Annotated in this window: 1 protein-coding gene; it reads left to right on the top strand. The window is 50.3% G+C overall.

The features are described 5' to 3' along the window. Positions 1-54 precede the first annotated feature (54 nt). Complete coding sequence (locus AC1RPH_RS07850; protein WP_481762035.1) at positions 55-348, top strand: hypothetical protein; 294 nt, start codon at positions 55-57, stop codon at positions 346-348. Positions 349-435: the final 87 nt, after the last annotated feature.

The following is a 435-nucleotide window of genomic DNA, read 5'->3' as shown; positions in this document are numbered from 1 at the left end:
GAATGATGGGTGGGGGCAGAAACTTCCGCCCTTTTCCCATTTATGGAGACAAAAATGGAACAGCCAACTGAGTTCCTTCAGCTGTATTCAAGGCAGTGCAAAACGTGCAAACATTTGGACCCAGAAGAAACAAAGGCATACACTAAATGCCACTTCTCTAAGGGTAACGAAGATTGTCCAGCCCGCGAAATTCGCTTTACAATCGTCGGAAAAGCGTTTAGACTGGCAAGGCAGGTGCGGGCTGCGCGTGATGCGCGTGATACCGCGACCGAAGCATCGCTGCTTGCTGAAGTCTTGAAACTGAACGAGGCCCAGCAGGAACGCTTTTATTTCGCCCTTGAATCCTGATAGGAGGTTTCCAAAGTGACAGTTGAGAACGGTGAGCCGACGATCATTCGTGTGGCCCAGATTAAGCAGTGGTTGATTCCGGCAGAC

The sequence above is a fragment of the Dellaglioa sp. CoH-57-MRSF-16 genome (assembly GCF_056782055.1).
This window is presented reverse-complemented; position numbering and strand designations above follow the sequence as displayed.

Coding starts and splice junctions, on each gene's coding strand:
- AC1RPH_RS07850 (WP_481762035.1), top strand. CDS start 55: ATGGAACAGCCAACTGAGTTCCTTCAGCTGTATTCAAGGCAGTGCAAA.